Consider the following 26,311-nt stretch of genomic DNA (forward strand, 5'->3'; position numbering starts at 1 on the left):
ATGAGTCTGCCACAGATAAGCAGTCTGGATACGGCGCGTGGTACAGGTCAGGCTGTTGCTGACCCCAAGATCGCCAGCAATGGCGCCGGTGCTGCTCAGGAAACGCAAGCCAATCAGAATAGCGGGATGCAACTGCGTAACGAATTCCTGCAGATGATGGTGGCGCAGATCCAGAACCAGGATCCCACCAACCCACTTGATGGAGCCCAGTATGTTGCCCAGCTGGCCCAGTTCAGCATGGTAGAGGGCGTCGAAGGACTGAAGAAGCTTCAGCTACAGAGCAACACCAAGATGGATACCCAGCAGGTGTTGCAGAGTACCGCTTTGGTCGACAAAGAGGTCATGGTGCCGAGCAAAACCCTTAAACAACAGCAAGAGCACAAGATCCGCGGTCAAATCGAGCTGCAAGGTGCGGTGGAGCAAGTGGATCTCAAAGTGTATGACCAGCACGGCGTGCTGGTGGCCAGCAAGAGTTGGGGTGAGAGCAAGGCGGGCGGGCTGGATTATGAACTGCCCCCCCTTCCTGCCGGAGAGTACCGCTTTGAGGTCAAGGCCTCGGCGGGCAAGACCCTGGTGGCGACCAAAAATTATGTGGCGAGCAAGGTGGAACGTGTTGCCTTGCCCGGTACGGGAGAAATCATGCTGCAGGTTGCCGGTGTAGGCGATGTCCCGCTGTTCAGTGCAATCCAGTTCGGCAAATCAGCGTAATTAGAGAGGAGCGACACAGTGTCTTTCAGTATCGGATTGAGCGGCCTGCGCGCCGTAAACCAGGAATTGAGCGTTATCAGTAACAACGTTGCTAACGCCAGTACCGCAGGCTTCAAATCCAGCCGTGCCGAGTTTGCTGCCATCTATGGTGGTGGTCAGGCTGGTGGTGTCGAGATGAACAACGTCTCACAGAACTTCGATCGCAACGGCGATGTGATGCGCACCGGGCGAGGGTTGGATCTGGCCATTTCTGGCAGTGGCTTTTTTGTGCTGAAAGATGGCAGCGGACAAACCTCCTACACCAGAGCGGGCATGTTCCAGCGTGATAGCGGTAACTACCTGACCACGGCGAGTGGTACCCGTCTGCAGGGTTATACCACTGATGACGCGGGCAAACTGCAATCTGGTGTGGTTGGGGATATTCAGGTCAAGGCGGGCAGCCTGCCAGCCAAGCCATCCAACAAACTGGAGTTTGTGGCGAATCTCAAAGCGGATGCCAGCAAAATTGATCAGACGGTAGCTGCTAATAAGTTCGACCCGACAAAGTCAGAGACCTTTAACTATTCCCAATCCAGCAAGGTTTATGACTCTCTGGGCATAGAACATACCTTGACCCAGTATTTTGTTAAAACTGGCGACAATACTTGGGAGCGATACAGTACCTTTGATGGCAAAGTGATTGATGCGGCTGGCGCGGAGCAACCGCCAGCGTCTCCAGTGGCTTATACCTCCATTGACACTCTTACGTTCAGTGGAAATGGTACCCTTGCAACCTTCAAGACCCCATTACTAACCATCAAGGCGCCAGGGGCTATGGATATCGCTCTCACCATCGACATCAGCAAGATGAGCCAGTATGCCTCTGACTTCAACGCGACTCGCAACCAGTCCAATGGTTATACCGCAGGCGATTTGACCGGTGTACGGGTTGATGCCGATGGCGGTGTCTATGCCACCTTTACCAACGGTCAGAGCCTGTTGCAGGGCCAGGTCGTGATGGCGAACTTCACCAACCCCAATGGTCTGCTGCAGACCAACAACACCACCTGGCAACAGTCGTTCAGTTCCGGCCAGCCGGTACTGGGGGCGCCGGGAACCGGCACCTTGGGCAAGCTGACCGCCGGGGCTTATGAGAGCTCCAACGTTGATCTGACCGGTGAACTGGTTAGCCTGATGACGTCCCAGCGTAACTATCAGGCCAACGCCAAGACCATCAGTTCCGCTGACAAGATGACCCAGGTTCTGTTCAACTCCTTCTAAGGGTAACCCGTGGAAAAGCTTATCTACACCGCCATGTCCGGGGCGCAACATACCCTGATGGCCCAGCAAATCCGGGCCAATAACCTGGCCAACGTCAATACCGCCGGTTTTCGGGCTGACTTTGAGCGGGTTTCTGCTTATGCCCTGACGGGCGATGGTTACCAGAGCCGGGTAATGGCCCGAGAAGAGATGGCAGGTACCAACTTCAAGGCTGGCCCTCTGATGCAGACGGGGCGCAAGCTGGATGTGGCGATTCGTGGCGAGGGTTTTCTGGCGGTGCAGACGCCTGATGGCAAAGAGGCCTATACCCGTGCTGGTAACCTGGAGGCCGATGCCGACGGGCTGTTGACCCTCAATGGTCGGCCGGTGCTGGGGGAGGGTGGCGAGCTGGTGCTGCCCGCTTATCGTGACATCAGTTTCGGCAAGGATGGCACCCTGAGCATCACCCCTCCGGGTGGTGGCGCCCGACTTGATGTAGGCCGCCTGAAGCTGGTCAATCCTGATCCGGCTGAGCTGGTAAAAGGCCACGATGGTCTGTTCCGGATGCGCCAGGGGGGGGATGCCGAAAGCAGCGAGCAGGTGGTGATGGCATCCGGCTTTTTGGAAGGGGCCAACGTCAATGCCGTGGATGAGCTGGTCAGCAGTATGTCATTGACCCGCAATTTCGAACTGCAGGTCAAGTTGATGAAAGCGGCGGATGATCAGGCTCGACAAGGGGCCAAATTGATTTCCGGTCAGGGTTGATATTGACGGCATCGGGCAGATATCCGATGCCTTGCCACATCCCTGTGGATGAGGCTTGATGAACAAGGTGAAATAACAATGCACGCAGCATTATGGGTCAGTAAAACGGGTCTATCGGCACAAGATGCCAAGATGTCCAGCATCTCCAACAATCTGGCTAACGTGAACACGGTCGGCTTCAAGCGCGATCGAGTTGCTTTTGAAGATCTCTTCTATCAGGTGCAGCGCCAGCCGGGTGCCCAGCAAGATCAGCAGAATCTGGCGCCTATCGGTATTCAGATGGGTAATGGTGTGCGGGTAGTCGGTACCCAGAAGGTCTTCACCTCCGGCCAGTTCCAGAACACCAATCAGGAGCTGGATATGGCGGTGGTCGGTGCCGGTTTCTTCGGCGTCGAGCGCCCGGATGGCGAGACGGCCTATACCCGTAATGGTCAATGGCATCGCAATGCCGAGGGGCAACTGGTTAACGCGGATGGTTTGCCCATGGTGCCGCAGATCCAGATCCCCGATAACGCCACCAAGATCTCCATAGGTACCGACGGCACTGTCAGCGCCTCGTTGCCCGGTCAGCAAGAGAACGTCGAGCTGGGCCGCATCACCCTGACCAATTTCGCCAACCCGGCCGGTCTGGAAGCGCTCGGTGGCAACCTCTACCGTGCAACCGGCGCGTCCGGTGAGCCCATTGAAGGTGTACCGGGTGAAGAGGCGATGGGGGCCGTCAAGCAATTCACGCTGGAGAGTTCCAACGTGAACGTGGTTGAGGAGATGGTCGACATGATCACGACCCAGCGGGCTTACGAGATGAATGCCAAGGTGGTCTCTTCCGCCGACCAGATGCTCAAGTTTGTCACTCAGGCTCTGTAATGATGAAGTCGATGCTGCGTTATATCTGGTTGGTATTGTTGCTGGGCGGCTGTGCCACCTATGAGCTGCAGGCACCCGAGCCGGGTGACGAGAAATGGGCACCATCCCGTCCCAAGGTGACCGCGACTGCGCAGGGCGAAGATGGTGGCCTCTATCGGGGCAACTACATGATGACCCTGTTTCAGGATCGGCGTGCTTACCGTGTTGGTGACATTCTCACCGTGGTGCTGGAAGAGCGTACCCAGTCGAGCAAGAAAGCCAATACCAGCATGAGCAAAAACAGCAGCATGAATGTGCCGGCCCCCTCTATTGGCGGTAAACTGCGCCCCGACTGGGGGGCCGCCCTCAGTGCGGATCGGGATTTTGATGGCGGAGCGACCTCCAGTCAGCAAAATACCCTGGCAGGTTCCATTACCGTGACCGTGGCAGAAGTGATGCCCAACGGAGTGCTGGGGATCCGCGGTGAAAAGTGGATCCGTCTCAATCAGGGGGATGAGTATATCCGCTTGGGCGGCATGGTGCGGGTCGAGGATATTGATCAGAGCAACCGTATCTCGTCCCAGCGCATTGCCGATGCCCGCATCACCTACGCCGGTCGCGGTGCCCTCGCCGACAGTAACCAGATGGGGTGGCTGGGCCGCTTCTTTAGCTCGGCGTTTGCGCCATTTTGAGGAATCACATGAACAGATGGTTTATCGCCCTGCTGTGTCTCTGCTTGCCCTGGGTTAGTCAGGCTGCCGCACCGGCCAAACGAGCCTTGCTGGATATTGCCGATGTGCAGGGGCTGAGAACCAACCAGCTGGTGGGTTATGGTCTGGTGGTCGGTCTCTCCGGGACCGGTGACAAAAGCCAGGTCAAATTTACCGGCCAATCCATGGCCAACATGCTCAAGCAGTTTGGCGTGCAGTTACCGGACGATCTCGATCCCAAGCTCAAGAACGTGGCAGCCGTTTCGGTCCAAGCCACGCTACCAGCCTTGGCTGGCAAGGGGCAGTTGCTCGATGTAACCGTGACTTCCATTGGGGATGCCAAGAGTCTGCGTGGCGGTTCTCTGTTGCTGACCCCCCTGCGTGGTATCGACGGTGAAGTCTATGCCGTGGCGCAGGGCAATTTGGTCGTCGCCGGGGTGAAAGCGGAAGGGCAATCAGGTTCATCGGTCACGATTAACGTGCCGACAGCCGGGATTATCCCAAATGGCGCCACCATCGAGCGAGAGGTGGTCAGCAATTTTGCCGAAAAGCCGGAAGTGACCCTCAATCTACACCAACCCAACTTCAAGACGGCCCGCAATGTGGAGCGTGCCATCAATCATCAGCTGGGGCCGGTTGCCCGCGCGGTGAGTGCCGGGCGGGTTCAGGTTGCTGCTCCCAGGGACGAGAGTCAGCGCATCGCGTTTATGGCACTGTTGGAAGATATAAAGGTGGATCCGGGTCAGGAGCGGCCGAAGGTGGTCTTCAACAGTCGAACCGGTACTGTGGTGATGGGGCAGGGGGTCAAGGTCCACAAGGCTGCCGTCAGTCATGGCAGTCTGACGGTGACCATTGGCGAGAGTCAGACGGTCAGCCAGCCCAACGCCTTCTCCAACGGGCAAACCACCACGACCCCCAACTCCAAGATCCAGGTCGATCGGGAACGTAACAACATGTTTGTCTGGCCGGATGGCACTTCCTTGGAAGTGATCGTCAAGGCTGTCAATTCACTCGGGGCAACCCCCGATGATGTCATGGCCATCTTGCAAGCGCTCAATGAGGCTGGCGCCCTTGAGGGTGAGCTGGTGGTTATCTAAGGATTATCATGACCAGAATTAGCTCGGATCCCGGTTTTTATCAGGATCTCAATGAATTGCAGCAAATCAAAAGCAACCCGGATCAGCGTGCCGCGCTGGATGCTGCAGCCGGTCAGTTTGAAGTCAGTTTTCTGCAAACCGTGCTCAAACATATGCGCTCGGCGACGGATGCCCTGCAGGATGAGGACGACAAGATCATCAAGGGACAATCCCTCTATCGCGATATGTATGACAGCCAGTTGGCGATGAGCATGGTCAAACGTGGTGGCATCGGTCTGCGGGAGCAGATGGTCAACCAGCTGGCTCCGTCATTAAAGAATCCGGACGGGATGGTCGCTTCAGAGCAGCAGACCCTGGCTGCGTTCAGCCAGCCTCTCAACTCGGCAAAAATGAAGAAGGTTGACTGATGTCACTGCTCAATATCGGCGCCAGCGGACTAAATGCAGCCCAGATTGCATTGAACCTGACCGCCCAGAATATCGCGAACGTTAAGACCATCGGGTATAGCCGTCAGGAAGCCATGATGGGCAGTCTGTCCGGTTTCGGGCGGTTGGATAATGGTGCCGGTGTCGAGGTGACAGGTGTACGCAGGGTAACGGATGACTATCTGGTTGCTCAACACTGGCGTAGCCGTTCGGCCACCGGTTCTTCTTATGCCTTTCATCAGTACATCAATACGACAGAGCAGTTGCTGGGCAGTGAGTCGATGAATATCGCAAAAGGGCTCGACAGCTTTTTTGCCTCGCTCAGTGCTGCGCTCGACAGTCCGGAAACCCCGGCACAGCGCAGCCAGATCGTCAGCTCGGCTGGGGCGCTCGCCAACCGCTTTACCCAGCTGGACGAGAGCCTGGTCACCCAGGAAAAACAGATCGACGATCAGTTGAGCAGCACGGTTTCCCAAGTGAACAGCTACCTGTCACAACTGGCCGAATTGAATGTCCAGATTGGCGATCAAGCAGCCAAGGGAGTCAATACCTCAGCGCTGGAAGATAGTCGCGAACAGGTTGTTCGTGAGTTGTCGACCTATATGGAAGTGCGGGTTAATCGTCAGAGTGACGGCGCTTTCGCGATCAGCCTGCCCCAAGGACAGCCGCTGGTGTTGGGGGGAAGCAGCAGTACTCTCGCGCTTGCTGGCGATAAACTCAGCCTCGCTTTCGGTGGTCAGACGTTTGAAGTTCCTAAATTGCACGGTGGTTCGCTGGCGGGGGTGATGGATTATCGCACCACAGTATTGCGGCCGACCAGAGAGGCGCTGAATCAAATTGCAAGCAAACTTGCTGATGAATTCAATGCAAAGCAGAGTGGTGGGGTTGACCTTAATGGGAATGGTGAAGCCGGTAAGCCAACCAGCAAAAAAATGTTTACCTATGACAAGCTAAATCCAGCTGGAACATTACGAGTCGCTGTCGATTTTACCGGAGACGACCTGGCTTTTGCCAAGGCCGGTGGTGGCAAGGGCGATAACCGCAACCTGCAGGACCTGCTGACGATAAAAAATGGCCAATACGATGCCTATAGTGCCCTGCTTGGCAAGATGGCGGTGCAGAGCGGGCAGGCGAAAGCGAGCATGCAGGCCGATGCCAATATGGAAAAACAGATGGCGGCCAAGCTGAGCAGTGTCAGCGGGGTGAATACCGATGAGGAAGGGGTGAAAGTGATGGCTTACACCAAGGCTTATCAGGCCAATGCCAAGGTGATCAGCACCTCGGAACAACTCTTCAATTCCATTCTGAATATGTTCTGAGGAGGGTGACCATGCGCATCAGTACCAACCAGATCCAGCTCAGCATGCTAGACAACTTGCAGCATGGCTTCGGTGAATATGCCCGGCTTGATCGCCAAATCTCCACGCAAAAACGCATTCTTCAGCCCTCTGATGATCCTGTTGGTAGTGTGCAACTGCTGGGCTTGCAGAAAGAGCAGGTGGCAATGGCGCAGTACCAGAAAAATATTGCCAACGCCAAGAGCCAGCTCTCTCAAGGGGAACTGCAGTTTGAAACCATGACCAACATGCTGATGCGGTTGCGGGAGTTGACCCAGACAGCTGCAACAGGCTCTTTGTCGGATGCGGATCGTAAAGCGGTAGCCAGCGAGGTCGCCATTATCAAGGATGGTCTGCTGGATCTGGCCAATGCGCGTAACGAGAGTGGCTCCAGCCTCTTTACCGGTAGCAAGGTTGATCAGACTGCATTGGTAAAGCAGGCGAGTGGTGACTACAGCTACCAGGGGGACAATCTGGTGCGTGAGGTCAGTATTGCAAACGGCGTCACCGTGGGCTTGAACCAGACTGCTGACCAGCTGTTTCTGAAGCCTGACGATTTTTTCAAACGACTCGATAGCATGGTGACGGCAATTAATGACGCAGCACCTGACGCCGTCGATCAAGCCCGAGCCATGCTCGGCCGCAGCCAGACACTGCAAGATAGTATCAGCCAGGCGGTGAGCACGATTGGTGCCCGGATCAATCTGCTGGATCAGATTGACGAGAGCCATGCCGAGAAAGGTGTCTATAGCAAGGAAGTGAGCAACCAGATAGAGTCGCTGGATTATGTCGAGGCCGCGACCCGACAGGCCCATGTCCTGATGGCATTGCAGGTGCAGCAGCAAGCTTTTGCCAAGGTTAATGGCCTTAGCCTGTTCAACTACATGCCGTAACGAGTGAAGGAGTCATGATGCAGATCCAGCAAACCCGTCTTGGGGGCGTTGCCGAGGCGCAGGCAAAGCCCAAGTTGCAGGGCCGCGCAACTGCACAGGCTCACACTCCGGAAAATCGAAAGCAGAACGAGCGCCACCCCAATATTATCCGGATGGATAGATGGGCCCTGATCGGCGCAGCGCAACAGCGCATTGCCCATGCTCAGGGTGGGGAACAGGCACTCAATCAGGTTTGGGGCGAATTGAAGCGGCTGGAACGCCAGTTAGGTCAGCGTGAGCTGGCCAGCAGTGACGTTGCCAACCGCTTAAAAATGCTGGAAGAGAAAGTCACCCAACCAAGAGGCCCTTTGACTGATGAGCTCAAGCCCAGACTTCTTGCGTCACCTCAGGAGCTGCGCACCCGGTTCAGTGCCGAGCATCTGGATTTATTAAGCGCCAAAAATAGCACTGAGCGACTGGTGTTTTCTTTCCCCCAAAGCAGTAGTGCGGTGGAGGTGACCATCCCCGCCGGAGCACGAGAGGGGGAGGTCGCAACCATACTCGATCGGGCGCTGCGCAAAGAGCATATCCGGGCTCGGCTGAATGAGCTGGGCAAGCTGGAGCTCTCTGTCGCTGACCCCCATCGTCGCAAACTGGATGAGCCGGTACTGATCCGGGGCGAGGGGATTCGTATCCCGGCAGGCAACCCGATCCCGGTGCAGTTCAAGCCCAGGGCCGGAGCGCTTACTCACATGGCCGAAGGGATTGCCAAAGGGGAGATCCGTCAGGAGCGGCAGCGGCTGCAAAAAGTACTTGGCGAGATTGAGCAATCGGTTCGGGAGTTGAAACAGTTTCGCCAGAAGATGGTGCTGCAACTGGATAAGGTCAAGGCTCGCAGTCAGAACCTGAAACAGGAAGAGCTGGCACAGTTGCAATCCTCTCTGGCCGCCCGCCTCTCACAAGGCGGCTATATGGGCACCATGTCCGGTCTGCTGGCGCAGGCCAACGTCACTCGGCAAGGGGTGGTTGCGTTACTCACTTGATAGCGCTGGGCTGTCTCCTCGTAAAAAACCGCACAAGCTGACTTGTGCGGTTTTTTTATCTCTGTGATGCCCTCTTGAGCCAGTGACGACGCTATCTGCTCGCGGGCCCACTGTTTCGCATCCGAACGGGGGGCCAAGAGAAACTGCCGTTCAGCAAAAAAAGATTTAATTTTCACGACGCCGTGGTCGTTCTTCATTGGGGTCAACCCAAACGCTGCCTGTGGCAGCATCTATTTCGAGGAAACGAAAATGAGTCTGTCAATTCATACCAACTTTGCATCCATGGTTACCCAGAACCAACTGACCACCACCAACAAGCTGGCCAGCACTGCCATGCAGCGTCTGGGTACCGGTCTGCGCATCAACTCTGCCGCTGACGATGCCGCTGGTCTGCAAATCGCTACTCGTCTGCAATCCCAGTCCAACAGCCAGAAGATCGGTATGCGCAACGCCCAGGATGCCATCTCCATGATGCAGACTGCCGAAGGTGCAATGGACGAGATGACCAATATCGTTCAGCGTATGAAGGATCTGGCTACCCAGGCTGCCAACGGCACCAGCAGCGAGAAAGATATTGCCGCCATGAACGCCGAATTTGGCGAGCTGACCAAAGAGCTGAAAAATATCGCCAGCAACACCACCTTCGGTGGCGAAAACCTGCTGGATAGCAAAAACGGCAAGTTCGCCAAGGGTGAAGTGACCTTCCAGATCGGTGGCGCTGACGGCGAGCGTCTGACCGTGTCCATCGGTGATACCTTGAAGAAGGTGGTGGGGGGCAGAACACTGACTGCCGCCGAGCAGGGTATTTCAGTCGATGTTACTACCAAGCAGGGGGAGCTTAAAACCGCTACCGACGACTTCAATACAGAAAATAATAAGTTGCCAGCCCTGCAACTGACACTGACCGATGCTGAAAAGGCACTGTTGGATAACACCGATCCAGCCAAAACTGGTGGATTGCAAGCAGCAGTAACAAACGCTAAAAAAGCGCTGGAAGCACAAGAGACGGCGATCGTTCCTAAAAAAACCGCTATGGATGAGGCTACCAAAGCGTTTGATGGCGCGACTGCAAAATTAATGACTGTGGGTGATGGTCTGGATTCCGAGACGCTGAAAACCGGTCTGAAGTCACAAAAGCATGCCCAGGCTGCCATCGGCGAGCTGGAATCCTTTATGCAGGATATCACCAGCGTACGTTCCGCTTTCGGTGCCAATATCAACCGTCTGGAGCACACCGTTAACAACCTCTCCAACATGAAAGAGAACACCGATATCGCCAAGGGCCGTATCATGGATGCCGATTTCGCCACCGAAAGCACCAACATGACCAAGAACCAGATGCTGATGCAAGCTGGCATGTCTGTGCTGGGTCAGGCAAACCAGATGACTGGTATGGTCACCGGTCTGCTGCGTTAATCGCTATAAGGGCCGCTACCTGTGTGGCGGCCTCTTTCCTTTCCCTTGCCGGTTGAAAAGTGCTGGCGAAACAGCGTTTTTCAACAAGCAAGTCTTGCCCTGATACCGAAGGAGTTGATATATGCAGGTCGATCCCGCTTCAGCCGCGATGAATATGGTGACCAATGAGCGCAAGAACATGGACAAGCTGCTCAAGGGGCAGCTAGCCAATGTCAAGGCGCAGCAGAGTTCGCTGTCATCCATTAACTCCAAACTCTCCAGCTTTCAGACTCTGCTGAAAGATTTGAACAAGCCGGCGGCGTTGCAGGCCCAGAAAGCCAGCCTCTCACAAGAGGGGATCATGACGGTCACCAGCAATGGCAAGGCGACCCCGGGGCAATACAACTTTGAGGTCAAGCAACTGGCACAGGCCCATCAGTTCGGGGTGCAACTGGCAGATGAAAAGGCGCTATTGCCAACCACCGGCAAAGTGTCGTTCACCCTTGATGGCAAGGCGTTTGCTATCGACTTGGCGACCTTGCCTGCGGGGGCGACAGCCCAGAGTCTGGTTTCTGCGATAAATGATTCGGCGGATAACCCTGGGGTCAAGGCAAGCCTGATCCGCACGGATGGCAAGGTTAACCTGGTGCTGACCAGCAAAGAGAGCGGAGTAGCCAAGGTGTTTACCCCCACCTATGATGGCGACCCGGCTTCTGCGTTAGGCAAGGCTTTTATCAATGGCAAGGTGATCACACCGGGTCAGGACTCCATCATCAAGATGGGGGTTGGTGACGGTGCGCTGGAGATCAAGTCGCCGACCAACAAAATTGAAAACGTAGTTGAAGGGCTGACGCTGGATCTCACCAAGGTGCAAAAGCCAACCGATGGCCCGATGCAGGTGACAGTGGCTTATGACAATGAAGCCGTCACCGGCTCATTGAAGAAATTTGTTGATAGTTACAATGAGTTGCTGGATCTGTTGAACAAAGAGACATCCACCGATATCAAGGCGAAAGGCGTACTGGCTTCTGATGCCACGGTGCGAGGTTTGAAAGGTGCGCTGGCCAACGCGGTTCGCAATCTTCCTGCTGGCATGACCCTGACTCAGCTTGGTATCAAAACTGAGAAGTCGGGCAAGCTGGTGTTTAGTGACTCTGATTTCAAAAAGTCGCTCGAGAAGGACCCTGAACTGCTGGGCAAGGCGCTGATGGGGGATGACGGTTTGCTCAAGCGGATGAGCAAGGTGCTCGACCCTTTCTCCAAGAGCAACGGGGTGATGGCCACTCGCAAGAGCACATTGGAAGCCAATCAAAAGCGACTTGATGATAAAATGGAGTCGCTGGATAAACGGATGGAGTCTGTTTACAAGCGTTACCTCAATCAATTCACCACCATGAACCAGATGATGCAGACCATGGGAGCACTTTAAGCTTTTTCCCTGGATGAACTGGTTTTGAACCTGCAATAGCGAGTGACCCATGTTTGAATCCGAAGATGGCTACGACGCCTATCGATTTGCTGCCACAGAAGCCAAGGCGGCCAGTGCCGATCCATATCAGCTGGTGCTGATGTTGATGGATGGCTTACTTGACGAGATTGCCAGAGCCGAAGGGCATATCTTGGCGAAACAGTTTGAGCGCAAAGGGTTGGCCATCAACAAGTGTCTGCAGATCCTGGGTGGGCTGGACAGTGCACTTGATATGAATAAGGGGGGCGAACTGGCGGTCAATCTGCATCGTCTTTATGACTACTGCGGTCAGAAATTGTTCGAAATCAGCGTTTCCAACAATGTTGAGGGATTTGCCGAAGTGCGCAAAATCCTGCAAGAGCTGAAAGAGGGTTGGGAAGCAATGGCGCGTCATCCTCGGTAATACGGAAGTAGTACTTCCTTCCTCTCTGTTCTTCCTCACGCCCAACATATTGAAATTTCTTGGTTCTCGGTCTGGCCCACTCCTTGCTTGTGGGCTGGTTCATCTTCTTTTTGGGGCTCGTCATGTCAGGTATTGCGCCCGTGTTACGTGAGACCGAACTGCAGACGCGCCAGCGCCAGTTATTGGGGTTGGGTACGCTATTGCTGCAACAAGCGCAAGCTGGCCAGTGGGAAGCTGTCAGGCTAACCGATGGACGCTTCGCGCAATTTGTCTCTCAAGTTAGCCGGAATCCCCAACTCTGGGCTGCGTTGCAACCAGCAAGAGATAAAGCCCGGGTGTTGTATCGACAAGCATTGCAGCTTTGCGAGCAGGAGACCTTGATTCGTAAACAGGAGTGGCAGCAGCTTTCTTCGATTCGTGAAGGCTTGACTGCTTACGGTGAGACAGAGCAATGGGATTGATTCAATTTAGCGGTTTTGATGCGGTGAATTCGCCGGATGTCACGGCCTTGAACCGTTTGTCCGGCCAAGCCGGCAGTGAAGGGGAGTTATATCAACCGCTGGATGAGGTGGTTGATCCTCTGCTTGCGTTGCCCTTGCCCGAGTTGGTTGCCAGTGATGTTCCGGTAGACGAAGCAGAGAGCGAACAATCAGGAGCGGAAGGCGACCCGGTTGAACAGCTGCAAGCGTTTACCAATGTGCCTCCTCTCTTTGTCAGAGTAAGTGATGCCGATCTTGATGGTTTTCGTGTAAGCCGTACTTTTTCCCGAGCTGAAGGTAGCACTGGTGGGCAGCAGGTGGTGGTGGATAACAAATTGCCGCCCTCTCTTCGTGCCTTGATGGGGAGTGCGACCACGCTGCCCGAGCAAGAGGTGATGCCGCGTCGTGAGACGGTTTCTGCCGCTGCGGAACAGGCGCTCTCTACCTTGCTTGCCAAATCAAATGGGCAAACCGGTGTATTGCCCGGCCGCTTCACCTTGCCGGTTATGGCTGCCGGTTTCGATGCTGGAAATGTGCCTGATACCGCAGCGGTAGAAAACAGGCTGCCAGATGCTCGCCAGCTGGCAGTTGGCCAACTCGCTGCGACGCCGTTGCGACCTGCCGACTATCAGTGGGCACCTGTCCGGTTGTCAGACAACCAGAGCCAGTGGGGGCAACAGTTGGTTAGCCTGCTTCAGGACAAGGTTGAGCTGCAAGTCAATCAACAGGTGAAACAGGCCCACATCCGGCTGGATCCGCCAGAGCTCGGGCGATTGGAGTTGACCGTCAAGCTCGATGGTGACCGGCTCAATGTCCAGTTGAATGTGACTAACCCGGCGGTGCGCGATGCAATGATCCAGTCGATGGAGCGCTTGCGCATGAGCCTGGCTCCCCATCATGCCGGCGGCGTTGAGGTCAATGTGGGGCAAGGCGGCGAGCAGGGGCAGCAGGATCGGTGGCAACAGGAGAAGATCCTGGCTGGCCGCCGTCAGTGGTTGGATGAACCAGAGTCCCAATGGGGGACGATGCACGACTGGCTCAATACTCTGGTCTGATTTTTAACACGTAATAACGAGAGTGGTTTTACATTATGCGGCGTGTCATGAAGTGGTTGATGGTTGTCGTCATTGCCCTGTGTCTGCTGGTTTTGCTGGCATATGGTGCCTGGTTGAAACGCGATGTAATTGAAGTCTGGCTCGGATTGGCAGAGCCAAAGCCAGAGCTGAGCAGCACTCCGCTGTTCAAGCCGATGGAGCGCTTCGTTATCAGTCTGGAAGGGGGCGAACAGTCCCATTATCTGGTGCTGGAGCTGGCACTGGTGACCTACAACCCGGAGCAGGTTGCCAAGCTGGATGAGCTGACTCCACTGATCCGCAATGCCATGGTGCAGTATTTCAGCCACCGCTCCCATGATGACGTAAAGGTCGAGCTGCAGAATATTTCCAAGCTGCAGGTCTCTTTGCGCGACAAGCTGGTCACTACGGTGCAGGGATATGGCTACAAGCCCTATCTGGACGAAGTGCTGATCACCAAGGTACTGGTACAGTAATTACCATATGACTGATTCTGCTTGGGATTCTCAACAAGAGTTTGCGGATACGCCAACAATTCCCCGTACTGGTGAACAGGCCATTCTGACTCGCTATCTGCCTCTGGTTAAGAGGGCTGCTTGTCACCTGCGTAGCCAGGTCAGTGCCTGTTTTGATCAGGAGGATATGGAACAGGTAGGGATGATGGGATTGCTGGAGGCGTGGCGTCGTTATGGTAGTGAACCTGATGCCCAGTTTGAAAGTTACGCCTTCAAACGGATTCGTGGTGCCATGCTCGATGAGCTGCGGCGTCTGGACTGGCGGCCTCGCCAGTTGCGACAGCAGGTACACGGCCATAATCAGGTGCAGCGTGAACTGCACAATCGTTTGGGGCGCCCCCCCTCAGAGCAAGAACTTGCTGCTGCGCTCGACTGTTCGGTGGATGAGGTGCGTCAGTTGTCCTACGCCAGCCAGGCTGAAGCGCTACAGAGTCTGGAAGAGTGGCTGGAGAATGGTGGCAAGGCGCCAACAACCGAGTCTGATGATGTCGATATGGCGATGACAATCAGCAAGGTGTTGGCCACTCTGGATAAACGCGAGCAGCTATTGCTTGCCCTCTATTACCAGCAAGAGCTCAATATGAAAGAGATCGCGCTGGTGCTTGGATTAACCGAATCCCGGGTTTGTCAGCTGCACAAGCAGTGCGTGCTTCAGCTAAAGCAGCGATTGGTCGACTCCATATAGTAGTGCTTCACCTTTACTGGTGACCCTTCTTGTATCGTGCGGGAACATTCATGCAAAAACAGATTGGCATCGGCGTCATTTTAGTATGCGTGCTGGGTGGCTTCATGATGGCCGGGGGGAACCTCGTCGCCTTGTGGCAGCCAGCCGAGCTCATCATTATCATCGGCGCAGCGGTAGGCTCCATGTTTCTGGGCAACTCGAAAGAGGTGATGCACGAAATGTGGCGGCAGATCAAAATGTGCTTCAAGCCTCCTAATAACGAAGAGAGCGAGGTCTATCGTGAGCTGTTGACTCTGATGCATCAACTGCTGGAGGAGACTCGCAACAAAGGGATGAAGGCGCTCGACGAGCATATTGAAAATCCCCAGCAGAGCTCGGTTTTCTTGATGTACCCCCAGATTTCGGAAGATCCCCAACTGCTAGGTTTCATAATCGATAACCTGCGTCTGCTCGGGATGGGCAAGATCACACCCCATGAACTGGATACCGTGCTGGAGCAGGAGATCATGGCCATTGAAGAGGACATGCTCAAGCCTGCCCATGCTTTGCACAAGACCGGCGAGGCCTGCCCGGGCTTCGGCATTCTTGCTGCGGTGATGGGGATCATCATCACCATGCAGCAATTGGACGGCCCCCTGAGTAACATTGGCGTTCATGTAGCTGCCGCTCTGGTGGGAACCTTTATCGGGATTTTTCTCTGTTACTGCTTGCTGGAGCCGGTCAGTAACGCAATGGAAGAGATGGTCAGGCGTCGTATTAGCCTGTTGATGTGTATCAAGTCGATCCTGATTGCCCAGTTGCGTGGCAAGACACCGCTGCTGGCCGTCGATTCAGGTCGCAAGATCCTGGAGCCTGAAGTCAAACCAAGCTTCCTTGAACTGGAAGATTGGGTGAACAACAGGGCAATGTAATGCGCAATCACGAGCAGATTATCGTCAAGCGCCAGCAGCGACGTAATAGTGCCCCTAAAGGAGGGGGTGCCTGGAAGGTGGCATTTGCCGACTTCACGTTAGCTATGATGGCTTTCTTTATGGTGCTCTGGATCCTAGCGGTATCTAACCAGGAGGAGCGGGAAATTGTTGCCAGCCGTCTGCGGGACTACAGCATCATGGACAGTGAGTCCAACCCGTTTGACATACGCAATAGCCCCTATCCTGTCGATTTGGGGGGGAATCCCTCGGTGATCGATGAGCTGAACCCTAAGTTCGATCAGCAGGGGCAGCTGATGCCCAGGCATATGGATCGCCGTCAGAGCATTTTTTCAGATGGGCCTAACGGCGGGTACGAAAATCTGCTGGTTGGAAAGCTCGAAGGTGAAGGCCAGATGCAGCAATTAGCTGGATTCATCAATGATCTGGCTGAACAAATGCAAGCTAACAATAACCTCGAGATTCAGATTGTTCCCCAAGGATTGCGGATCTTGATCCGCGATGACGCTGATCGGGAAATGTATAGCCGTGGCAGTGCCCGTATCACTCCATTTTTTCGTCACCTGTTGATGGCATTGGCCCCCATTTTCCAGCGTATCGAGAATCGGGTCATGATTTCTGGCCATACCGACAGTACACCGTTTGCGGGTGACAACTACACCAACTGGGAACTCTCGTCAGACCGCGCCATGATGGCAAGGCGGGTATTGCTAGCGGGCGGCATGCCGTCTGATCGGGTCGCGCAGGTGGTCTCTATGGCTGATACCATGCTGGAAGATACCCGGAATCCGCAAAGCAGCCGTAATCGGCGCATTGAATTGCTGGTTATGACAACTCAGGCAGAAACCAATCTGGAGCAACTTTTCAGCTCCCAAACGCAAGCGGCAACCACCCATGCCAAGGAGATGATTTCCCATGGACGACCCTGAGATCGAGTTTCCGCTGCATACCTCGCACAATGATCCACGCCGAAAGGTGCCGCGCTGGTATCTGCACGATGGAACAACGCCTTTCGAGTCACAGAGTTGCGGGATTGCGGCCAGATTGCTGATTTCCGGATTGCTGTTTGACAAGAGCATCGGCCGCGCAGTGATAAAAGATATTGGCCCGGGCGGGGTCGGTTTCCTTGCTCCGGCCCGATTTGAATTACCCGAAACGGTGACGCTCTCCCTGTTGCCGCGAATTGCGCTGGATTGCAACATCACTCATCGTCGCGCTATTGGTCGGCAGCTCTGCTTTTACGGGGCTCGCTGGTCATATCCTGAAGAGGTTGATTTGGCTCCGGTACTGAGCCATTGGCGCCACTGTTTCATGGTGCCGCAATTAGCGGCCGCTTCTGCTGAATCCCAAGAGGATCAGGCAAGCGTTCCAGTCTGATCTCGCCTCGACTCATATCAAGCCCCCTGGCAGCTTTCAGCAACAGGGGATCATGCAGACTGTCCAGTGAGACTGCTTTGACAATGGCGGTCGCCCCTTTCTTCTGGTTGGCGGTGGGGGCTTTGCCCTTGCTGTAGACGATAGGGCAATGGGTTATCCCTTGCGCGACAGGGAGTTGCCAGGCCGGATTCCAGCGGCTGGCTTCATTCATTGATACGCCTTTTGCCTGAGCCCACGCGGGCAGTGAGCAGCCGTTCGGATGACGGAATATTTGCAAGTCATTGCCGCTGTGCCATGGCGGAAGTTGAAACTGATAGCTGTCAGCCATATCAAGCAGTCTTGCCAGCGCAACAAAGCGCGCGACATAAAAGCGTGTTTCAGTCGGAAGATCCAGTTCCCATATATTACGTGTCCCCGCTTTTAAAACCGCATTGAGTACCCGCCCTTCTCCTGCGTTGTAGGCGGCCAAAGCAAGCAGCCAGTCATTGCCAAAGAAGCGATACAGCCATGCCAGATAGGAAAGGGCAGCCTCTGTCGCCAATGGCAGTGAATAGCGCCCATCAAATTCGCTGGTGATGGGAATGGCAAATCGGGTGGCGGTATCTGGCATCAGCTGCCAAAGGCCTGCGGCGCCAGCAGAAGAGACCACATCCAATCGGTAACTGCTTTCCAGTAAAGGAACAAAGGCAAGCAAGGGCGGCAGTTTGCGTTCGTGAACCTGTTCCGCGACCCAGCGAATAACGGGCTGTGTCTCCGCAAGACGTTGTTGAAGATAAGGGCGCTGCTTCAGCAGGAATTGTTGCTGCTGGCTGACCAAGTCGACCCCTTTTCCCTGGATCGGGATTGGGAAACCAGCTTGCCAGTGATAATTGTGATAAGCATGGCAAGATGTTGATATCATTAACATCCCGCTCATTAGCAAAAAAACGAGCCGGGTCATGGGGCAATTGTTGAGCAAGGATCGCGCAATAATAAAAACATGATATATCTCAACAGTTTTTTGAATTTAAGGTCGTCTGATCATGTGTAATCCAGGACGTAGCAAGCATGATAACACGAGTAAAAAAGAGCCCAAATTCGGGTAAAGCGATTCAGAAGTTTTTGCTGTATCTGATACTCGCCAATTTCATTCTGATGGGCTTGTACATTGGTTACGCTCAAGAGCTGACATTTGCCACCAATATTCTGCTGACATCCCTGCTGATTATTTACAATCTGTTGCTTTGTCAGCTGGTGTCTCTGCGTGCTCGCCGTTCGAAAGATGGTTACATCATCTATCCAGTGATATGTGTCAGTATTTTGCTCTGTGCCGTGGTATTGTTCCGTTTCATCATATCGCCCAGATAGTGACCGCTAACCGACTTGCTGCTTATTAATCACTTTCTGTTTTTTCAGCAATAACTCTTGGAAAATCAACCTACTCAATCCGCAGCATGCAATTGCTGCGTCAATATGTTCCCTCTGTCCCATCTCCTTGCTTGAAAAGCCCCCTGCACGTCCTTAAACTTCAAGGTGGGGAAAAGTGGATCAAAGTGGTTTTTAGAGGGGCAATCTGCCTGCTCACTCACCTTCAGGGACTGCAATTTGTTGCGTGGCGCTCATGCCATCAGCCTGGACAGTAAAGGGCGGCTGGCAATTCCGACCAAATTCCGTGATTGGCTGCGCGACGAAAGCGACGGCCAGCTGGTCTGCACCATCGATATTGCCCATCCCTGTCTGCTGCTTTATCCCCTGAATGAGTGGGAAGAGGTCGAGCGCAAGCTCAAGACGCTTTCCAGCATGAATCCCGCAGAGCGCCGTTTGCAGCGACTGCTGCTGGGACATGCAACCGAATGCGAGCTGGATGGCAATGGCCGTCTGCTGCTCAGTCAGCCACTGCGCAACCATGCGGGGCTGGACAAGAAAATCATGCTGGTGGGCCAGCTCAACAAGTTTGAGCTGTGGGATGAAGCCCGCTGGCAACAACAGGTCAATGACGACATCTTGGGTCTGCCCGGGGACGATTGGGCAAGCTCACCACGACTACAGGATTTCTCTTTATAAATGACCCAAGCCGCTGAACACATCACAGTGCTGCTGCACGAAGCCGTCGAAGGTCTGGCCATCAAGCCGGACGGTGTCTACGTCGACGGTACTTTTGGCCGTGGTGGTCATTCTCGTCTGATCCTGCAGCACCTTGGCCCCAATGGCCGCCTGATCGCCATCGACCGCGATCCCCAGGCTATCGCCGAAGCGGCCAAGATCCAGGATCCCCGTTTCGAAATCGTGCACGGCCCCTTCTCCGGCATCGCCTCCTATCTGGATGAGCGCGGTTTGCTGGGCAAGGTGGATGGCTTCCTGTTGGATCTGGGGGTCTCTTCACCCCAGCTGGATGATGCCGAGCGCGGCTTCAGCTTTATGAAAGATGGTCCGCTCGATATGCGGATGGACCCCACCTCCGGCCAGAGCGCCGCCGAGTGGCTGGCCAAGGCCGATGTGGATGACATCGCCTGGGTGCTGAAGACCTTCGGTGAGGAGCGTTTTGCCAAGAAGATCGCCCGTGCCATCGTGCATGACCGTGTGACCGAGCCTTATGTGCGCACTCGCCAACTGGCGGAGATGATTGCCCGGGTCAATCCGAGCAAGGAGAAGGGCAAGCATGCGGCAACCCGCAGTTTCCAGGCCATTCGCATCTATATCAACAGCGAGCTGGACGAGATCGAAACCGCGCTCAACGGTGCACTGGAAGTGTTGGCACCACACGGCCGCCTGTCAGTGATCAGCTTCCATTCGCTGGAAGACCGGTTGGTGAAGCATTTCATCCGCAAGCACGAGAAGGGGCCGGAAGTGCCTTATGGCATTCCGTTGACCGAGGCCCAGCTGGCTGGCGGTCGCAAATTGAAGTCGGTCGGCAAGGCACTCAAGCCTTCTGATCATGAAGTATCTGAAAACAGCCGGTCACGCAGCTCGGTGTTGCGGGTTGCCGAACGGCTGGCGGAGTAAGCGATGAGCGAAGTGCGTGTTCATCTGGCCAAGGAGATCGTTGCCGATCTCTGGCGGCACAAGCTGCAGATTTTTCTGTCGGTCGCCGTGCTGGTGACCGCGTTTGCCGTGATCCTGGTGACCAACATGACCCGCGGTCTGACGGCCAAGCAGAACGATCTGATGGCAGAAGAGGATCGCCTCAATATCGAATGGCGCCACCTGCTGCTGGAGCAGGGCACCCTGGCTGAACACTCCCGGGTGGCGAGTCTGGCGATGGACAAGTTGCAGATGGGTCGTCCGCTGGTGACCACCGAGAAGGTAATTACCCAACCATGAAACGCAAGGCTACAGCCAAAGCTGCCAAAGCGAATGTCAAAGCGCCATCGATCTATCCGTGGCGCTTTCGCACGCTTGCGGTGTTTATCGGCATCGCGTTTGTGGGTCTGATCCTGCGTCTGGCCTGGATCCAGGTGATCAATCCGGATCGTCTGCGTCAGGAAGGGGACATGCGTTCCCTGCGTACCACCTCTACCCAAGCGGTGCGCGGCATGATCACCGATCGCAACGGCGAGCAGCTGGCGGTTTCTGTGCCGGTCGAAGCTGTCTGGGCCGATCCCAAGACGGTGCATGAATCTGGTGCCATCAATAATGAGCGAGCCTGGCTGGCTCTCTCCGCCGTGCTCAAGCTCGACATCAATACCCTCAAACACCGCATCGCCAACCCCAGCAAACGCTTCGTCTATCTGCAGCGTCAGGTTACTCCTGCGGTGGCGGAATATATCAAGGGGCTCAAGCTGGGTGGCATCTACCTGCGCCCCGAAGCGCGCCGCTTCTATCCGACCGGCGAGATCAGCGCCCATCTGGTGGGGGTGACCAACATCGATGGCAGCGGTATTGAAGGGATTGAGCGCAGCTACAACGAGTGGCTGACGGCGACACCCGGCGAAATGCGGGTGCGCAAGGATCGGCAGGGGCGCGTCATCGAACGCCTTGGCATCGTCAAAGAGGGCAAGAACGCCAACGATCTGCAGCTCAGTATCGATCAGCGGGTGCAGGCACTGGCCTACCGTGCCCTTAAGCGGGCAACCGACGAGAACAAGGCGACCTCCGGCTCCATGGTGATGCTGGATATCAAGACCGGTGAAGTGCTCGCCATGGTCAACACCCCCTCCTATAACCCGAACAACCGAGGCCAGTATCAGAGCTTCCGGGTACGCAACCGGGTGGTGACTGATACCTACGAGCCAGGTTCGACCGTCAAGCCATTGATTTTGCTCAGTGCCTTGCAGGCAGGTGTCACCAGCTGGAAGGATTTCATTCCCGGTGGTCCGCTCTTTATCGGTGCCAAGCAGATCAAGGACGTCAGTATCCATAAGGCGACCAACCTCTACGATATCCTGCGTTACTCCTCCAACATCGGTATGTCGCGCATTGCGCTGCGGATGCCGGCGCAGGAGATGATCAATACCCTCAGCATGTTCGGTTTCGGCATGGATACCGGTAGCGGCCTGATGGGCGAGAGCAGCGGCATGCTGCCCCAGCGCCGTCGCTGGTCCGATATCGAGCGGGCAACCCTCTCGTTCGGTTATGGTCTGCGAGTCACCCCGCTGCAGCTGGCTTCCGCCTACGCTACCTTGGCCAACAAGGGCAAACGGGTGCCGCTCTCCATCGTCAAGGTGACTACGCCGCCCAAGGGTGAGCAAGTTATTGATCACAACAACGCCGCTGCCATGTTGCAGGCGCTGGAGTATGTGGTCGACAACGCCATTCCAAAAGCCAAGATCCCGGGCTATCGGGTTGGCGGCAAGAGTGGTACCGCCAAGGTCGCCGTCGCCGGTGGCTATGGCAAGGATTACATGGCTTGGTTTGCCGGTTTCGCACCCGCCAGTGATCCCCGTTTCGTCATGGTGGTGGTGATCAACGAGCCAAAAGGCAGCGCCTATTATGGCGGCGCCGTGGCGACCCCACCGTTTGCAGAGGCCATGGGCGGGGTGCTGCAGCTCTTCAATATTCGTCCCGATGCGGTGCCGCCTGCGGTGCCCACCAAACTTGCCCGTACGGAGGCTTCTCTTGTCCCGCGCACTTGATGCATTACTGCGCCCCTTCGGTATCCAGGCGCCGGCGCTCATCCTGACCGATATCCAGCTGGATAGTCGGCGGGTTGGCCCCGGCTCGCTCTTCGTGGCCATTCGTGGTCATCAGGTGGATGGCAGACGGTTTATCGAACAGGCGGTGGCTCAGGGAGCGACCGCTGTTGTGTTTGAGGAGGATGGTGAATTTATCCCACCATCGACTCCGGTTCCCTGTATCGGGATGCGGGATCTGCCCGCTCACCTCTCTGCTCTTGCTGGCTATTTCTACGATCAGCCAGCCCAAAAATTGGATCTGGTCGGGATCACCGGCACCAACGGCAAGAGCACTACCGCTTTGCTGGTCGCCAACTGGCGCACCCTGCTGGGTGGCAAGGCGGGTGTGATGGGCACCATCGGCAACGGCCTGTTTGGCAATTTGATCGAAGCGGAAAATACCACCGGCAGTGCCGTTCAGGTGCAAGCCAATCTGGCTGCGCTGCAAGCGCAGGGGGCGGATCTGGTGGCGATGGAAGTTTCAAGCCACGGTCTGGTACAGCACCGTGTTGCCGCGCTGCCCTTTGCCGCCGCTGTCTTCACCAACTTGAGCCGGGATCACCTCGACTACCACGGCACCATGGAAGCCTATGGCGCCGCCAAGGAGCAGCTGTTGCAGCTGGTCGATGAGTCGAATGCGGTGATCAACCGTGATGACGAGCTGGGTGCCAAGTGGCTCGAAAAATACCCGGCAGCGGTGGCCTTCAGTGTGGATGGCCCGATTGAACACCATTCTGGCCGTCAATTAACGGCGCAGCAGCTCGATTTTCACCAGCAAGGTTTTCGCGCGCAGATTAACTCCAGCTGGGGGAATGGTGTATTATCCGCCCCCTTGCTCGGGCGCTTCAACGTCAGCAATGTGCTGGCCGCGATGGGCGTGATGCTGGTGCTTGGTTACGACTTCAACGAGCTGCTGGCAACTGCCCCGAAATTGCAGCCAGTGACAGGTCGCATGGAGTGCTTTGGCGGTGGTGATACGCCTCTGGCGGTGGTCGATTACGCCCACACCCCGGATGCGCTGGAGAAGGCATTGCAGGCCCTGCGGGTGCACTGCACAGGGCAGCTCTGGTGTCTGGTCGGTTGTGGTGGCGACCGCGATCGCGGCAAGCGCCCCATGATGGCCGCCATGGCCGAGCAGTATGCGGATCGCGTGATCCTGACCGACGACAATCCCCGTACCGAGGAGCCGGCCCGGATCATGGCCGACATGGTGGCGGGTCTTCGCGATCCTGCTGCGGTGCAGGTGGAGCACGACCGGGTCAAGGCGATTGCGCTGGCCATCGGTCAGGCGAGCAAACAGGACATCATCCTGGTGGCCGGTAAGGGTCACGAGGATTATCAGATCATTGGAACCGACAAGCGGCACTACAGCGACCGGGAAACCGTCGTGGCCGCCTTGCACACATTATTGGAGTCATTCAAATGATGACCCTCAGGCTTGCCGAGCTGGCGCAGGTACTCGATGCCCGTCTGATTGGTAACGATGACGAGATCACCGTCGTCAGTACCGATACCCGTACTCTGGGTGCTGGCGCTCTGTTCGTTGCCCTGCGCGGCGAGCGCTTCGATGCCCACGATTTTTGCGAGCAGGCCGTTCAGGCAGGGGCCTCTGCCCTACTGGTCGAGCGTGAGCTGCCGCTGGCCATCCCCCAGCTGGTGGTGACCGACAGTCTGAAGGGGCTGGGCCGTCTCGGCAAACTGGTGCGTGAGCGCATCAATCCGAAAGTGCTGGCCATTACCGGCAGCTGCGGCAAGACCACGGTGAAGGAGATGGCAACCGCCATCTTGCGCAACGAAGGGGAAGTGCTGGCCACCGCTGGCAACTTCAACAACGAGGTGGGCGTGCCGCTCACCCTGCTGCGCCTCGAACCGCAGCACAAGTTTGCGGTGATGGAGCTGGGTGCCAACCATCCGGGCGAGATCGCCTGGACTACCTCGCTGGCCAAACCCGATGCCGCCATCATCAACAACGTGGCGGCGGCCCATCTGGAGGGCTTCGGCTCGCTGGAAGGGGTGTTCCACGCCAAGAGTGAAATCTTTGAGGGCTTGAGCGAGGGTGGCACCGCCATCGTCAATGCCGACAACGAATTCTGGCCGAAGTGGCGGGAACGCGGCATTCAGTGCGCCTTCTCCATCGACGATCAGAGCCAGCCGTTCCATGCTCGCGATGTAGTTCTCAACACTCAGGGTTGTGCCGAGTTCGTGATGGTGACCCCGCAAGGGGAGCTGAGCCTGACTCTGGCGATCCCGGGTCGCCACAACGTGGCCAATGCGTTGGCCGCCGCCGCGGGCTGTCTGGCACTCGGCGCATCCCTCGCCTGTGTCAAGGCGGGGCTGGAGCAGATGGCACCGGTCAAGGGGCGCTTCTGCGTGCAGCGCTGGGGCGGTCTGACCCTGGTGGATGATACCTACAATGCCAGCGTGGAATCCGTGCTGGCGGGCATCGATGCCCTGACCGCCATGGGCGGCTTCAAGGTGCTGGTGTTTGGTGATATGCGGGAACTGGGTGAGGAGTCTGCCGAGCAACACGCCCGGGTTGGCCGTCATGCCCGCGAGCGCGGTCTGGATGCCGTGCTGACAGTGGGGGAAGAGAGTCGCCACACCGCAGATGCCGCGGTTGGCCGACATTTCGATAACAAGGCGTCGTTGTTTGAAGTGCTTGCGCAAATGATAAATACACATCAGGAAATTTCGATTCTGGTCAAGGGGGCACGTGGCTCCCGCATGGAAGATATCGTCGAGATGGTCAAAGACCGTCAGGAGTCAGCCACATGCTAGTCTGGCTGGCCGAACTGCTCACCCCGCACTTCACCTTCTTCAACGTCTTCTCCTACCTGACGTTTCGCGCCATCCTGTCGATCATTACCGGACTGGGGGTTGCCCTCTGGATGGGGCCACGCCTGATCCGTCGCCTGCAGATCCTGAAATTCGGTCAAGTGATCCGCAACGACGGTCCCGAGTCCCACCTCAGCAAGCGGGGTACCCCGACCATGGGTGGCCTTATGATCATTGCTGCGATTTTCACGTCTGTGCTGCTCTGGTGCCGCCTCGACAATCCCTATGTCTGGCTGGTGTTGTTTGTGCTGGGTGCCTATGGCGCCATCGGCTTTGCCGACGACTACCTCAAGGTGGTGCGCAAGAATACCGACGGCCTGATCGCACGCTGGAAGTATTTCTGGCAATCCGCGGTAGCGCTGGCGGTGGCTGTGTTCCTTTATGCGACCGCAACCCATGATGGGCAGACCCAGCTGGTGGTGCCTTTCCTCAAGGATGTGATGCCGCAGCTTGGCCTGATGTTTATCGTGCTGACCTACTTTGTCATTGTCGGTACCTCCAATGCGGTCAACCTGACCGACGGTCTCGACGGCCTGGCCATCATGCCGACCGTGATGGTGGCGGGGGGCTTTGCCCTGATCGCCTGGGCTACCGGTAACGTCAACTTTGCCAACTACCTGCACATTCCCTACGTGCCCTATACCTCCGAGCTGGTGATCGTCTGTACCGCCATTGTCGGGGCGGGTCTGGGTTTCCTCTGGTTCAACACCTATCCGGCGCAGGTCTTCATGGGGGACGTTGGTTCCCTGGCGCTGGGCGGCGCGCTCGGCACCATCGCCGTGCTGGTCCGTCAGGAGTTCCTGCTGGTGATCATGGGCGGCGTCTTCGTGATGGAGACTGTCTCGGTGATCCTGCAGGTGGGTTCATACAAGCTGCGCGGCGTGCGGATCTTCCGCATGGCGCCGATCCATCACCACTACGAGAAGAAGGGCTGGCCGGAGCCGCGCGTCATCGTGCGCTTCTGGATCATCACCCTCGTGCTGGTGCTGCTGGGTCTTGCCACCCTGAAGGTGAGGTAAGGCC

At 56.2% G+C, this 26,311-nt stretch carries 28 protein-coding genes and 1 pseudogene; 28 read left to right on the plus strand and 1 reads right to left on the minus strand.

All coding sequences use genetic code 11. The annotated features are described in order from the left end of the window. From AB5Y76_RS11520 to AB5Y76_RS11620, 21 genes and pseudogenes are all read left to right on the plus strand, one after another. Positions 1 to 708: a flagellar hook assembly protein FlgD gene (locus AB5Y76_RS11520; protein ID WP_279498791.1), complete on the plus strand. Its 708-nt coding sequence runs from the start codon at positions 1 to 3 to the stop codon at positions 706 to 708. Positions 709 to 726: 18 nt separating this feature from the next. Next, entirely contained in the window at positions 727 to 1,968 is a 1,242-nt protein-coding gene (flgEL, locus tag AB5Y76_RS11525; RefSeq protein WP_368177724.1) for a lateral flagellar hook protein FlgEL, read from the plus strand. 9 nt (positions 1,969 to 1,977) lie between these two features. Then, complete coding sequence (gene lfgF / locus AB5Y76_RS11530; protein ID WP_005336213.1) at positions 1,978 to 2,712, plus strand: lateral flagellar basal-body rod protein LfgF; 735 nt, start codon at positions 1,978 to 1,980, stop codon at positions 2,710 to 2,712. A gap of 78 nt (positions 2,713 to 2,790) precedes the next feature. Beyond that, positions 2,791 to 3,576, plus strand: a complete 786-nt coding sequence (lfgG, locus tag AB5Y76_RS11535) for a lateral flagellar basal-body rod protein LfgG (RefSeq protein WP_005336212.1) — start codon at positions 2,791 to 2,793, stop codon at positions 3,574 to 3,576. Then, on the plus strand, positions 3,576 to 4,247 hold the full coding sequence (gene flgH / locus AB5Y76_RS11540) for a flagellar basal body L-ring protein FlgH (RefSeq protein ID WP_040068881.1): 672 nt from the start codon (positions 3,576 to 3,578) through the stop codon (positions 4,245 to 4,247). The genes lfgG and flgH overlap by 1 nt, the downstream gene beginning before the upstream one ends. A gap of 8 nt (positions 4,248 to 4,255) precedes the next feature. Then, positions 4,256 to 5,362 carry a lateral flagellar basal body P-ring FlgIL gene (gene fgIL, locus AB5Y76_RS11545; protein ID WP_047438683.1) on the plus strand — a complete coding sequence of 369 codons (1,107 nt, stop codon included), beginning with the start codon at positions 4,256 to 4,258 and terminating at the stop codon, positions 5,360 to 5,362. A gap of 8 nt (positions 5,363 to 5,370) precedes the next feature. Further along, on the plus strand, positions 5,371 to 5,769 hold the full coding sequence (locus tag AB5Y76_RS11550) for a rod-binding protein (protein ID WP_118854516.1): 399 nt from the start codon (positions 5,371 to 5,373) through the stop codon (positions 5,767 to 5,769). After that, positions 5,769 to 7,106 carry a lateral flagellar hook-associated protein LfgK gene (lfgK, locus tag AB5Y76_RS11555; RefSeq protein WP_342401363.1) on the plus strand — a complete coding sequence of 446 codons (1,338 nt, stop codon included), beginning with the start codon at positions 5,769 to 5,771 and terminating at the stop codon, positions 7,104 to 7,106. Before AB5Y76_RS11550 ends, lfgK begins: the two co-directional genes overlap by 1 nt. 11 nt (positions 7,107 to 7,117) lie before the next feature. Next, the gene (gene lfgL, locus AB5Y76_RS11560; protein ID WP_368176150.1) at positions 7,118 to 8,017 is read left to right on the plus strand and encodes a lateral flagellar hook-associated protein LfgL; all 900 of its coding nucleotides are present in this window, start codon (positions 7,118 to 7,120) and stop codon (positions 8,015 to 8,017) included. A gap of 14 nt (positions 8,018 to 8,031) precedes the next feature. Continuing rightward, a complete protein-coding gene (locus tag AB5Y76_RS11565; RefSeq protein WP_342401365.1) occupies positions 8,032 to 9,039 on the plus strand; it encodes a hypothetical protein in 1,008 nt (335 codons plus the stop codon). A 249-nt stretch (positions 9,040 to 9,288) separates the two neighbouring features. Continuing rightward, positions 9,289 to 9,774 (plus strand): annotated as a pseudogene (locus tag AB5Y76_RS11570) (Lateral flagellin); the annotation flags it as partial. Between the two features lie 438 nt (positions 9,775 to 10,212). Further along, on the plus strand, positions 10,213 to 10,455 hold the full coding sequence (locus AB5Y76_RS11575) for a flagellin (protein ID WP_232297811.1): 243 nt from the start codon (positions 10,213 to 10,215) through the stop codon (positions 10,453 to 10,455). Between the two features lie 121 nt (positions 10,456 to 10,576). Continuing rightward, positions 10,577 to 11,863 carry a lateral flagellar capping protein LafB gene (gene lafB, locus AB5Y76_RS11580; RefSeq protein ID WP_139400322.1) on the plus strand — a complete coding sequence of 429 codons (1,287 nt, stop codon included), beginning with the start codon at positions 10,577 to 10,579 and terminating at the stop codon, positions 11,861 to 11,863. A 49-nt stretch (positions 11,864 to 11,912) separates the two neighbouring features. Beyond that, a complete protein-coding gene (lafC, locus tag AB5Y76_RS11585) occupies positions 11,913 to 12,305 on the plus strand; it encodes a lateral flagellar export chaperone LafC (RefSeq protein ID WP_005336195.1) in 393 nt (130 codons plus the stop codon). Positions 12,306 to 12,364: 59 nt separating this feature from the next. Next, complete coding sequence (locus tag AB5Y76_RS11590) at positions 12,365 to 12,766, plus strand: LafX (protein WP_342401366.1); 402 nt, start codon at positions 12,365 to 12,367, stop codon at positions 12,764 to 12,766. Continuing rightward, entirely contained in the window at positions 12,757 to 13,839 is a 1,083-nt protein-coding gene (locus AB5Y76_RS11595; protein WP_368177725.1) for a flagellar hook-length control protein FliK, read from the plus strand. The genes AB5Y76_RS11590 and AB5Y76_RS11595 overlap by 10 nt, the downstream gene beginning before the upstream one ends. Before the next feature lie 59 nt (positions 13,840 to 13,898). After that, positions 13,899 to 14,333, plus strand: a complete 435-nt coding sequence (gene lafF / locus AB5Y76_RS11600) for a lateral flagellar basal body-associated protein LafF (protein ID WP_272868740.1) — start codon at positions 13,899 to 13,901, stop codon at positions 14,331 to 14,333. Between the two features lie 7 nt (positions 14,334 to 14,340). Beyond that, on the plus strand, positions 14,341 to 15,057 hold the full coding sequence (lafS, locus tag AB5Y76_RS11605) for a lateral flagellar system RNA polymerase sigma factor LafS (RefSeq protein ID WP_064335303.1): 717 nt from the start codon (positions 14,341 to 14,343) through the stop codon (positions 15,055 to 15,057). Between the two features lie 50 nt (positions 15,058 to 15,107). Further along, positions 15,108 to 15,968 (plus strand): lateral flagellar motor stator protein LafT, encoded by an 861-nt coding sequence (lafT, locus tag AB5Y76_RS11610; RefSeq protein WP_216947466.1) that lies wholly within the window; start codon positions 15,108 to 15,110, stop codon positions 15,966 to 15,968. After that, complete coding sequence (lafU, locus tag AB5Y76_RS11615) at positions 15,968 to 16,915, plus strand: lateral flagellar motor protein LafU (RefSeq protein ID WP_368177726.1); 948 nt, start codon at positions 15,968 to 15,970, stop codon at positions 16,913 to 16,915. Before lafT ends, lafU begins: the two co-directional genes overlap by 1 nt. Next, positions 16,902 to 17,363, plus strand: a complete 462-nt coding sequence (locus AB5Y76_RS11620) for a hypothetical protein (protein WP_005336178.1) — start codon at positions 16,902 to 16,904, stop codon at positions 17,361 to 17,363. The genes lafU and AB5Y76_RS11620 overlap by 14 nt, the downstream gene beginning before the upstream one ends. Here AB5Y76_RS11620 and AB5Y76_RS11625 read toward each other — a convergent pair. Continuing rightward, positions 17,296 to 18,270, minus strand: coding sequence for a lytic transglycosylase domain-containing protein (locus AB5Y76_RS11625; RefSeq protein ID WP_368177727.1), 975 nt, complete (start codon positions 18,268 to 18,270; stop codon positions 17,296 to 17,298). The genes AB5Y76_RS11620 and AB5Y76_RS11625 overlap by 68 nt on opposite strands. 677 nt (positions 18,271 to 18,947) lie before the next feature. On the opposite strand from AB5Y76_RS11625, the gene mraZ reads away from it, so the two are divergent. Genes mraZ through mraY form a run of 7 tightly spaced genes read left to right on the plus strand, consistent with a single transcriptional unit; the run spans position 18,948 to position 26,307 of the window. Continuing rightward, on the plus strand, positions 18,948 to 19,406 hold the full coding sequence (gene mraZ / locus AB5Y76_RS11630) for a division/cell wall cluster transcriptional repressor MraZ (protein WP_033115394.1): 459 nt from the start codon (positions 18,948 to 18,950) through the stop codon (positions 19,404 to 19,406). Next, the gene (gene rsmH, locus AB5Y76_RS11635) at positions 19,407 to 20,345 is read left to right on the plus strand and encodes a 16S rRNA (cytosine(1402)-N(4))-methyltransferase RsmH (RefSeq protein ID WP_005336168.1); all 939 of its coding nucleotides are present in this window, start codon (positions 19,407 to 19,409) and stop codon (positions 20,343 to 20,345) included. 3 nt (positions 20,346 to 20,348) lie between these two features. After that, a complete protein-coding gene (gene ftsL, locus AB5Y76_RS11640; RefSeq protein WP_005336166.1) occupies positions 20,349 to 20,663 on the plus strand; it encodes a cell division protein FtsL in 315 nt (104 codons plus the stop codon). Beyond that, entirely contained in the window at positions 20,660 to 22,414 is a 1,755-nt protein-coding gene (locus AB5Y76_RS11645; RefSeq protein WP_019444792.1) for a peptidoglycan glycosyltransferase FtsI, read from the plus strand. The genes ftsL and AB5Y76_RS11645 overlap by 4 nt, the downstream gene beginning before the upstream one ends. After that, positions 22,347 to 23,879: a UDP-N-acetylmuramoyl-L-alanyl-D-glutamate--2,6-diaminopimelate ligase gene (murE, locus tag AB5Y76_RS11650; protein ID WP_263718045.1), complete on the plus strand. Its 1,533-nt coding sequence runs from the start codon at positions 22,347 to 22,349 to the stop codon at positions 23,877 to 23,879. Before AB5Y76_RS11645 ends, murE begins: the two co-directional genes overlap by 68 nt. Beyond that, positions 23,876 to 25,231, plus strand: a complete 1,356-nt coding sequence (gene murF, locus AB5Y76_RS11655; RefSeq protein ID WP_263718046.1) for a UDP-N-acetylmuramoyl-tripeptide--D-alanyl-D-alanine ligase — start codon at positions 23,876 to 23,878, stop codon at positions 25,229 to 25,231. Before murE ends, murF begins: the two co-directional genes overlap by 4 nt. Then, complete coding sequence (gene mraY / locus AB5Y76_RS11660; protein WP_019444789.1) at positions 25,225 to 26,307, plus strand: phospho-N-acetylmuramoyl-pentapeptide-transferase; 1,083 nt, start codon at positions 25,225 to 25,227, stop codon at positions 26,305 to 26,307. Before murF ends, mraY begins: the two co-directional genes overlap by 7 nt. The last annotated feature ends 4 nt before the right edge of the window (positions 26,308 to 26,311 follow it).

Source organism: Aeromonas sp. R1-2 (genome assembly GCF_040908505.1).
In the GTDB taxonomy this organism is placed as follows: Bacteria; Pseudomonadota; Gammaproteobacteria; order Enterobacterales; family Aeromonadaceae; genus Aeromonas; species Aeromonas veronii.